This is a genomic window from Nonomuraea sp. NPDC050691 (assembly GCF_040654455.1).
Lineage (GTDB): Bacteria > Actinomycetota > Actinomycetes > Streptosporangiales > Streptosporangiaceae > Nonomuraea.
On sequence record NZ_JBFAIA010000254.1, the window covers coordinates 1 to 9,050 of the forward strand.

At 73.2% G+C, this 9,050-nt stretch carries 12 protein-coding genes; 7 read left to right on the forward strand and 5 right to left on the reverse strand.

From position 1 onward, the window contains the following. Positions 1–484: 484 nt before the first annotated feature. The 4 genes from AB0H81_RS41960 to AB0H81_RS41975 all read left to right on the forward strand — a co-directional run bounded on the left by AB0H81_RS41960 (position 485) and on the right by AB0H81_RS41975 (position 2,738). Positions 485–793 carry a TraR/DksA C4-type zinc finger protein gene (locus tag AB0H81_RS41960; protein ID WP_358387204.1) on the forward strand — a complete coding sequence of 103 codons (309 nt, stop codon included), beginning with the start codon at positions 485–487 and terminating at the stop codon, positions 791–793. 93 nt (positions 794–886) lie between these two features. Beyond that, positions 887–1,435, forward strand: a complete 549-nt coding sequence (locus AB0H81_RS41965; RefSeq protein ID WP_358387207.1) for an STAS domain-containing protein — start codon at positions 887–889, stop codon at positions 1,433–1,435. A 52-nt stretch (positions 1,436–1,487) separates the two neighbouring features. Further along, positions 1,488–2,438, forward strand: a complete 951-nt coding sequence (locus tag AB0H81_RS41970; protein WP_358387210.1) for a universal stress protein — start codon at positions 1,488–1,490, stop codon at positions 2,436–2,438. An 18-nt stretch (positions 2,439–2,456) separates the two neighbouring features. Then, entirely contained in the window at positions 2,457–2,738 is a 282-nt protein-coding gene (locus AB0H81_RS41975; RefSeq protein WP_358387212.1) for a cation-translocating P-type ATPase C-terminal domain-containing protein, read from the forward strand. Positions 2,739–2,747: 9 nt separating this feature from the next. Here the strand turns inward: AB0H81_RS41975 and AB0H81_RS41980 are convergent, their stop codons facing one another. Next, a complete protein-coding gene (locus AB0H81_RS41980; protein ID WP_358387235.1) occupies positions 2,748–3,026 on the reverse strand; it encodes a metalloregulator ArsR/SmtB family transcription factor in 279 nt (92 codons plus the stop codon). A 210-nt stretch (positions 3,027–3,236) separates the two neighbouring features. On the opposite strand from AB0H81_RS41980, the gene AB0H81_RS41985 reads away from it, so the two are divergent. The 3 genes from AB0H81_RS41985 to AB0H81_RS41995 are packed head-to-tail and all read left to right on the forward strand — an operon-like array spanning position 3,237 to position 5,096. Beyond that, positions 3,237–3,650: a metalloregulator ArsR/SmtB family transcription factor gene (locus tag AB0H81_RS41985; protein WP_358387215.1), complete on the forward strand. Its 414-nt coding sequence runs from the start codon at positions 3,237–3,239 to the stop codon at positions 3,648–3,650. Then, the gene (locus AB0H81_RS41990) at positions 3,647–4,360 is read left to right on the forward strand and encodes a cation transporter (protein WP_358387218.1); all 714 of its coding nucleotides are present in this window, start codon (positions 3,647–3,649) and stop codon (positions 4,358–4,360) included. Before AB0H81_RS41985 ends, AB0H81_RS41990 begins: the two co-directional genes overlap by 4 nt. Before the next feature lie 40 nt (positions 4,361–4,400). Beyond that, a complete protein-coding gene (locus AB0H81_RS41995) occupies positions 4,401–5,096 on the forward strand; it encodes an NAD(P)-binding domain-containing protein (protein ID WP_358387221.1) in 696 nt (231 codons plus the stop codon). Between the two features lie 111 nt (positions 5,097–5,207). Here AB0H81_RS41995 and AB0H81_RS42000 read toward each other — a convergent pair whose 3' ends face one another. The 4 genes from AB0H81_RS42000 to AB0H81_RS42015 form a co-directional block, all read right to left on the reverse strand. After that, on the reverse strand, positions 5,208–6,608 hold the full coding sequence (locus AB0H81_RS42000; protein ID WP_358387223.1) for a nucleotide pyrophosphatase/phosphodiesterase family protein: 1,401 nt from the start codon (positions 6,606–6,608) through the stop codon (positions 5,208–5,210). Next, positions 6,605–7,726, reverse strand: coding sequence for a metabolite traffic protein EboE (gene eboE, locus AB0H81_RS42005; protein WP_358387226.1), 1,122 nt, complete (start codon positions 7,724–7,726; stop codon positions 6,605–6,607). The genes AB0H81_RS42000 and eboE overlap by 4 nt, the downstream gene beginning before the upstream one ends. After that, positions 7,726–8,577, reverse strand: coding sequence for a TatD family hydrolase (locus tag AB0H81_RS42010; protein ID WP_358387229.1), 852 nt, complete (start codon positions 8,575–8,577; stop codon positions 7,726–7,728). Before AB0H81_RS42010 ends, eboE begins: the two co-directional genes overlap by 1 nt. Next, positions 8,577–9,050, reverse strand: a 474-nt coding sequence (locus AB0H81_RS42015; RefSeq protein ID WP_358387232.1) for an EboA domain-containing protein, incomplete at its 5' end; no start/stop codon positions are given. The genes AB0H81_RS42010 and AB0H81_RS42015, both read right to left, overlap by 1 nt.

Sequence of the window (9,050 nt, forward strand, 5' to 3'; positions counted from 1 at the left end):
CGCCACCCGAACCACGGACCGCTCCCGCATCGTCGTGGTGCCCGGCGGCAGTTGCCGGACGTCGGCAGTTGGACGCGGCATGCCTCGCATCCGGCGCCTGTCCGGTGTCGCTTGGCTCGTGCCGTCGGCCATGGCAGGCGGACGGGGACGGCGTCGCCGCGGTCGACGTGAACGAGAGGCGGGGCGCGGCCGTGGTTGCCGACGGCCGGCAACCACGGGCGTGGCATGTTGGCCGGTGGCACCCCCTGCTCTTCACGTCGTGACCGCGTAGGTTGGTGAGTGAAGGTGATGCCGGATCGAGCGGGGAGGCAGGCCGTGGCGCTCTGCCGGCAGCCCGCCGCCGCGGCCGCCTGATCTGCCTGAGCCCATCGGCTCACATCCGGCGCCGGCGCACCCGTCTCGCGACGCCGCCATCCGCCGCACCCGCATCCGGAACCTCGAGAAAGGGGCCAGTTACGTGACCAGTACTGTGCACGATCCGACTGTGCGCGATCCGATCGAGGAACTGCGCAGCACCCTGGAGGAGCAGTTCCAGCGGCACAGCGACCAGCTCGCCCACCTCACCGTGTGCAGCCGCCAGCCCGACCGCGGCGGCTTCGACGACGACATACTCCAAGCGCTGATCGTCTCCTCCCGCCAGGTGGTGGCCGACACCGCGCAGGCGTTGCGGCGCATGGCCGACGGCACCTACGGGACCTGCGAACGCTGCGCCACCGACATCCCGCTGCAACGGCTGGAGATCCTGCCGCACGCCCGGTTCTGCGTGCCGTGCCAGCGCAAGCAGACCGGCTGACCGGCCAGCGCAAGCAGACCGGCTACCGGCCGGCACATGGCCGGGGTGCACCGGCCCGAACACGGCGACAACCGCACGAAACGGAGGCCACCGATGGATTCCTCATCGCCCCGATACCCGGTCGGCGACCGGGCCGTCACGCTGACTCCCGTCGGCGAGATCGACCTGCTCACCGCGGGTGCGCTGCGAGCCGCCATCGAGGACGCCCTGCGGGCGCCACACCAGGCCGACGTCGTGGTCGACCTGGCCAGGGTGACGTTCCTCGATGGTGCGGGAATCAGCGCCCTGGTGGCCGGCCGCAACATCGCCGTCCGGCGTGGACGCGGCTACACGGTGGCCAATCCGCAGCGGCGCGTACACCGGGTGCTGCACCTTGCCGGTGTCCAGGAACTCATGCACCTCCCGGAGCCGGCACTCTCGACCGGACAGCCGACACGATCACCACGGCCCGGCCGCCGCCGACTCGACCAGTGGACCGAGCCGGCACCGCCGGCAGCCACCGAGGCGGGGCATGGACGCAGATCGAGCAGAGGAGGAGCCGGCGAGGAAGTGGCCTTGACCGCGTCCGTCGATGGTCGGCTGTCACACGCGCCACGATCCCGGGCACGCGGCTCCTCACGCGGGTGCAGGCACCGAGATTGATCATCCGGCCAGGGCAGCATCCGTCGCTCACACCCGGAAGGGGACCGAGAGCATGACCACCAACCCGGCCGCTGCGATCGTCGTGGGAGTCGACGGCTCTCCGCAGAGCCTGTCCGCGGTGGACTGGGCCGCCCGCGAAGCGGCCGCCCGGGGGTGTCGGCTGCGGATCGTGCACGCGTTCCTGTGGCCGCTGATGGGCGTCCCCCTGGGACCGCCGGTGATGGGGCCGCCCGACGCCGGGCTCCAACAGGCCGCCGACAAGCTCCTGTCCACCGCCGCCGACCGGGCCCGCCAGACCGCCCCGAACCTGGACATCACCACCGACATGCCTGTGTGCGCCCCGGCTGCGGCGTTGATCGACGCCTCCCGCGACGCCGCCCTGGTGGTGGTCGGTCAGCGCGGCCTCGGCGGATTCACCGGACTGCTCGTCGGCTCCGTCGGCGTCCAGACCGCCGCGCACGCCGCCTGCCCCGTCATCGTCGTACGCGGCAGTCACGACGACCTCCGTGCCCCGGGCCCGGCCGCCGGTCAGGTGGTGGTCGGCGTGGACGGCTCGGATTCGTCGGATCTCGCCGTCGAATTCGCCTTCGCGCACGCGGCGCTGCACGGCCTGAGCGTCGTCGCCGTGCACGCCTATCAGTGGGGGATCGGGAGCTACTACGATCACCGGTACCAATGGCCTGCCCGGCTGCTCACCGAAGCCGTTGCCGGGTACCGCGAGACGTACCCCGACGTTCCGGTTCAGCAGAAGGTCGTCCCGGGCGAGTCCGCCGACGTCCTGGTCGCCGAATCGGCAAGTGCGGCCCTGACCGTCGTGGGATCGCGCGGCCGCGGCGGGTTCACCGGCTTGCTGCTCGGCTCCACCAGCCAGCACGTGCTGAACCACGCGAGCGGCACGGTGGCCATCGTCCGTGCCCGAGCCACCCGTGGCGGCACCGCCACCCGGACCGGGCTTGGCATGTCGGACGCGCCGGAACCGTCGCAGGCAGCCACGTGGCGATGACCGGCGCCGGAGTCGACGATGCCCTGCCCTCCGCCGGGCCCACATCGGCAGCTACCACAACATCGTCACATTCACCCAGTTCCAGGTGTCCACCGCCTTCGGGTTCGTGCTGACCTTCCTCGTCGCACCAGTCACCGTCTCGCCGGCGGCGCACCGTTCACCGCGCTGCAGATCCTCCTCGTCAACCCGGTCATGGACGGCCCACCCGCCATGTCCCTCGGCATCGACCCGGTCGGTCCGGACGCGATGAGCCGACCACCACGCCCCGCCGGAGAACGCATCCCGACCCGGCGGCGATGACCAGGACGCCTAGGAGGCGCGTTCCCCGGAGACAGGCTCGGCCGGCGGGGTGAACAGGGCTCCGAGCCTGTTCACCGCCTCAGGGATGATCCGGTAGTACACCCAGGTGCCGCGCCGCTCGCCGCTGATCAACCCGGCGGTGCGCAGTACCTTGAGGTGGTGGGAGATGGTGGGCGCGGTCAGGTCGAAGGCGTCGGTCAGGTCGCACACGCACGCCTCGCCGCCCGCGTGCGAGCCGATCATCGACAGCAGGCGCAGGCGTACCGGGTCGGCGACCGCCTTGAGCATGACCGCGGGGTCGGCCGCTTCGCTCTCCGGCAGCGGTTCTATGTCCAAGTGGCTCGGAGTGTGGCTGCCCTCTGATTAGAGAGATGTCAAATCAGGGCCGGATCTCATCAGCCCGGATGCGTCCATCTCGCCGACGCGTTGCCGGTGACGCCAACGCTCCGGGCCGCACGGCTGGCGGGATACATAACCAGAACGGGCTATCATCGCTGTATGGCGATTGATAGTGAGGCCGGCTCCTGCGTCGGTGCCGACGTCGCCGCCGGCATTCCTCCGGCGGCCGCGCTGTTCCACTCCCTGGCTGACGAGACCCGGCTGCGCATCGTGCGACGCCTGGTCCGCGGCGAAGCACGTGTGGTGGACCTCGTCGCCGAGCTCGGCCTGGCCCAGTCCACCGTCTCCAAGCATCTGGCCTGCCTGCGCGACTGCCGCCTGGTCGACTACCGTGCCGAAGGCCGTCAGTCCTTCTACTCCCTGACCCGGCCCGAGCTGATGGACCTGCTGGCCGCCGCCGAGGAACTGCTGGCCGCCACCGGCCACGCCGTGGTGCTGTGCCCCGCACCCGGTGCCACCCCTGGTGACGCCCCCGCCGATGGCGCGTTGACCGCGGGTCAGGTGGGGGCATGACCGCGCTCGACCTGCCCGGCCTGTCTCCGGCCCGGCGCACGCTGCTGCGGCGCCGCATCCGTCTTCTGGTGGCCGCCACCATCACCTACAACGTGATCGAGGCCGCGGTGGCCATCACGGCCGGCTCCATCGCCTCCTCGGCGGCGCTGATCGGCTTCGGCCTCGACTCGATCGTCGAGGTCGGCTCCGCGGCTGCCGTGGCCTGGCAGTTTTCGGCCGCCGACCACGAACGCCGGGAACGGGCGGCGCTGCGCGTCATCTCCCTGTCCTTCTTCGCCCTGGCCGCCTATGTCACCTTCGACGCCGTCCGCGCCCTGCTCGGCTCCGGCGAGGCGCAGCGCTCCACCCCCGGCCTGATCCTCGCCGCCCTCAGCCTGATGATCATGCCGTTCCTGTCGTACGCGCAACGTCGCGCCGGCCGCGAACTCGGCTCCACCTCCGCCGTCGCCGACTCCAAGCAGACCCTGCTGTGCACCTACCTGTCCGGCGTGCTGCTGGTCGGGCTGGCGCTCAACAGCCTGTTCGGCTGGTCCTGGGCCGACCCGATCGCCGCTCTGGTGATCGCCGCCGTGGCGGTCAAGGAAGGCCGCGAAGCCTGGCGCGGGGACGCTTGCTGCGCCGTTCCCGCCGCCCCGTCCGCCGGTACGGCCTCCGAGGCGGACGGCTGCGCCGACGGCTGCCGCTCCTCCGGCCGGCAGAGCCCCGCATGACGTGCCGCACGCCGGACAGGTGATCCGCCCGGCGCCGCCCATGACCGATCCTGCGCGCCCGGCGGCCGGCCGGCACATCTGGCGACGCCGCTGGGACTCCTTGCGCTTGTTCACCCCCGCCCGCCTGAGCGCGCTGCCCGGCATGCCGTGGTCCGGAGCGGACCGCTACCCGGGCAAGGACGAGGTGGCCGACTACCTGCAGGCGTACGCCGCCCACGTCGAGTTGCCGGTCCAGCTCGGCGCCACCGTGTCCCTGCTGCGCCCCGCACCCGGCGGAGGCTTCGAGGCGGTCACCGACAACGGCGTCCACACCGGTGCCGGCGTTGTGGTCGCCACCGGGCCGTTCCAGCAGCCCCACATCCCCCACCTGCCGCTTGCGCCCGAGGTCGTCGCCCTGCACAGCGCCGGCTACCGCGACCCCGCCCAACTGCCCGACGGCCCCGTGCTGGTGGCCGGCGGCGGCAACTCCGGCGTGCAGATCGCCGCCGAACTCGCCGCGACCCGGCCGGTCACCGTCACCCTCGGCACGCGGCAACCGGTCCTGCCCCAGCGTCTCCTCGGCGCCGACACTGCACCGCTGGCTGCGCGTGCCCGGCGCCCTGGCCGACGGGCTGCCCCGCCACACCGGCGGGATCAGCCCGGTTGCGGGCCTGACGTACCTGGGCCTGCCCTTCCAGCGCTGCGGCGGTTCGGCCCTGTTGGGCTGGGTGGCCCTGCCGGGCCCTGCTCGCCGTAGCCCTGCACTGCTGCCGAACGCGCGGATCAGGCAGGAAATAGCGCCCCTGGGTGTCACCCCTGTGGCCTCCGCTGCTGCTCGCCCGCCGGCTCTTACGGCGACTGCCGGGACTTACGGTGTACGGCCGACGAGGAAGTCCTTCACCTCCGTCGCCGCGAGGTGGTCGCGGGCCGCGGACCGGTCGGAGCACAGCAGCACGGGCCCGTCCTGCGGATCGCGGGGGAGCAGCCCGTGGGAGCCGCGCACGGCGCCCGCGCCGGCGTCGAGGCCGACGACGTCCATCAGGTAGCGCATGCCGGCCTTCTTCCTGAGCAGAGCCAGGGCCGCCCGCCGCCTGGCGCGTCCCGGGTCGGCCGGATCGAGGAACAACTCGGCCGGATCGTAGCCGGGCTTGCGGTGGATCTCCACCAGGCGGGCGAAGTCCGGCGCCCGGGCGTCGTCGAGCCAGTAGTAATAGGTGAACCACGCGTTGGGGTCGGCCAGCAGCACCAGCTCGCCCGCGCGCGGGTGGCCGAGGCCGCAAGCCGCTTTGCCCTCCTCGTCGAGCACCTCCGCCACGCCGGGCAGGGCGGCGCAGAGCTTCGCCACGGCCGGCACGTCGGCCGGGTCCCGTACGTAGACGTGGGCCACCTGGTGGTCGGCCACGGCGAAGGCGCGGGAGGTCCACGGGTCCAGGTACTCCATGCCGGCCTGCGTGTGGACATGGAGCAGTCCCTCCGCGCGCAGCAGCCGGTTGACGCCGACCGGCCGGGACACGTCGGTGATGCCGTACTCCGACAGCACGGTCACGGTCGCGCCCCGGTCGAGGGCGGCGTCCAGCAGCGGCGCCAGCACCTGGTCCAGTTCGGCCGCGGCCGCGGCCGAACGGGGGTCGCGGGGCCCGTACCGCTGGAGGTCGTAGTCGAGGTGGGGCACGTAGGCGAGGGTCAGGTCGGGGTCGCGGGTCGTCATGACGTGCAGGGTGGCCGCGCAGATCCAGGCCGAGGACGCGATGCCCGCGCCCGGCCCCCAGTAGGAGAACAGCGGGAACGGGCCGAGGCGCGCGGTCAGCTCGTCATGCAGCTCTGGCGGGTGGGTGTAGCAGTCGGGTTCCTTGCGCCCGTCGGCGCGGTAGACCGGCCGCGGGGTGACGGTCCAGTCGACGTCGGCGCCCATGGCGTACCACCAGCAGATGTTGGCCACGGTGAAGCCGGGCCGGTGCCGGCGGGCGGCCTGCCAGACCCGCTCGCCCCGGACGAGGGCGTTGTGCTGGCGCCACAGCAGCACCTCGCCCAGGTCGCGGAAGTACCAGCCGTTGCCCACGATGCCGTGCGCGGAGGGAGGCAGTCCGGTCAGGAACGTCGACTGGACGGGGCAGGTGACGGCGGGCAGGACGGTGCCGAGCCGCGCCTGGAAGCCCGTTTCGGCCACGGCCCGCAGGCGGGGCATGCGGGCCAGCAGGCGGGGCGTGAGCCCGACCACGTCGAGGACGAGGTGCGAGCTCCTGTGTGCGCTTCGGCGTGGTGAGGTCATGGCCGGGCTCCCAGACGGTGGAGTTGGTCGCGGGCGAAGGCCAGCTCGGCGGCTATCCCCGCCGCCAGCTCCCGTGAGGTGCGGGGACGGTGCGCCGGCGGCAGCACGTTCCAGGTGTAGGTCTCCACGTCGTAGTGGTCGCAGGCCCCGCGGGTGACCAGCTCGGCCACGGCCTCGCGGAGGACGTCCGTCGTGGCCGACAGCGGCGGCTCGGGCCGCAGGTGCAGGGGCACGTGGTAGTGCACCCGCCAGGGCGCCGGGAGGCCGGCCGCCAGCGCCTCGGCGAGGTCGTCGGCCGTCCCGCCGCCGGGGTTGCGGGTCTGGTGCAGGAAGCGCGGCTCGGCGTACTCCCGCAGCGCCGCCGGTTCCGCGGTCTCCAGGGCGGCCGACAGCTGGACCTTCACCACCGGCAGGCCCGCCTGCCGCAGCGTGCGCAGGGCGTCGGCCGGCCGCTCCCAGGCACACGCCAGGTGGGCCAGGTCGAGGCAGATCCCGAGCCGGTCGGTGTCCACACCGGCGAGGCGGGCCGCGGCCTGGGCCGTCGTCTCCACGACGCAGCCCGGCTCCGGCTCGAAGCCCACCCTGATGACGCGCCCGGTCGCCGCCTCGACTCCGGCCAGCCGCCCGGCCAGCTCGTCGAGCCTCCGGGCGGCCCGCTCGGCCATTCCGGGGTCCCACGGCTCGCGCCAGGCCAGCGGCAGCGTCGAGATCGAGCCGCGTACGGCGTCGCCGGGCAGCAGGTCGGCCAGGACGCGCGCCAGGTCCAGCGTGTACGACAGCCGCTCCCGGGTGGTCCAGTCGGGCCGGTAGACGGCGTGCTTGACGACCGGGTCCTGAAACGAGCGGTAGGGGAAGCCGTTGAGGGTCACGACCTCCAGCCCCCGGGCGTCCAGCTCGCGGCGCAGCCGCCGGCGGCCCGCCGGGTCGCCGGCGAGCCCGGCCGCCACGGGCGCGGCCAGCCACAGACCCAGCCCAAGGACGGGCGCGTCCAGCCGTTCGCGGACGGGCACGGCGAACTCGTCCAGTTGCGCGACGACGCCATGGAGGTCCTCGGCGGGATGGACGTTGGTGCAGTAGCCGAGATGCAGGACGCGCCCGGCCGGGTCGCGCAGCCGCATCAGCTTCCTCCGCGCAGGATCGAGTTGCCCTGGAACGCCGGCTCCGCCTGGCCGGTCCCGGACAGGTCGAGGCGTCCCGACTGGCCGAAGAACTCCACGGGGTTGCGCCACATCACCTTGTCGACGTCGTCCTCGCCGAAGCCCGCCGCCACCATGGCGCGCGCGGTCTCCACCGTGAGCAGCGGGTCGGAGTTCCCCCAGTCGGCCGCGGAGTTGACCAGCATCCGCTCCAGCCCGTGCCGGCGCAGGATCTCCACCATCCGGGGCGGCGACATCTTGGTCTCAGGGTAGAGGGAGAACCCCATCCAGCAGCCGGACTCCCGCACCGGGCCGACGGTGAGCTCGTTGAGGTGGTCGACGAGGACCCGGCCCGGCGGGATGCCGGACTCGGCCACCACGTCCAGGGTCCGCCGGGTGCCGCGGGCCTTGTCGCGGTGCGGGGTGTGCACCAGCGCCGGGAGGCCGTGCTCGACGGCGAGGGCGAGTTGCCGGGCGAACGCGTCGTCCTCTTCGCGCGTCATCGAGTCGTAGCCGATCTCGCCGACCGCGACCACACCGTCCTTGCCCAGGTAGCGGGGGAGCAGGTCGAGCACCGGGCGGCAGCGGGGATCGTTGGCCTCCTTGGGGTTCAGCGCGATCGCGGCGTGGTGGCGGACGCCGAACAGTCCGGCTCGGTACGGCTCCCAGCCGAGCAAGGAGTCGAAGTAGTCGGTGAACGAGCCGGGATTGGTGCGCGGCTGGCCCAGCCAGAAGGCGGGCTCGACGACGGCGCGGACGCCCGCCGCCGCCATCCTCCGGTAGTCGTCGGTGGTGCGCGACGTCATGTGGATGTGCGGGTCGAAGACGCGCATCACGCCTCCTCCTGCCGGATCAGGCGGTTCGCGGTGAGGCGGTCGAGGAGGGCGGCGGCGTCGGCGGGCATGGTGCGCCCAGCGGCGGCGCGTTCGGCGGCGAGCCCGGCGAGCATGGCGGCCAGTTCCGCGTCGGCCCGCTCGCCGAGATCGTCCACGCCGTCCAGCGGTACGCCGGTGAACACGCACTTGAGCACGGCCTGCCGCCAGGCGGCCTGGTCCAGGTGCCGGGCGGCCGGACCGAGCGCGGCGGCCAGGAGCCGGGTGTCGTTGGTGCGGATCGCGTCCTCCAGCAACGGGACGACCTCCGCCCCGACCGGCAGCAGCGGCAGCGCCTTGAGCACGGCCAGCTTCTCGTCAGTGGTTCCCTCGGCGTACAGGACGGAGAGCCGTCCGGGCAGCTCCTGCGGAGGCAGCGCGGCCAGCAGCGCCGCCCGGGCCGCCTCGTCGGCCCGCCAGCCCGGCGCCCCGGC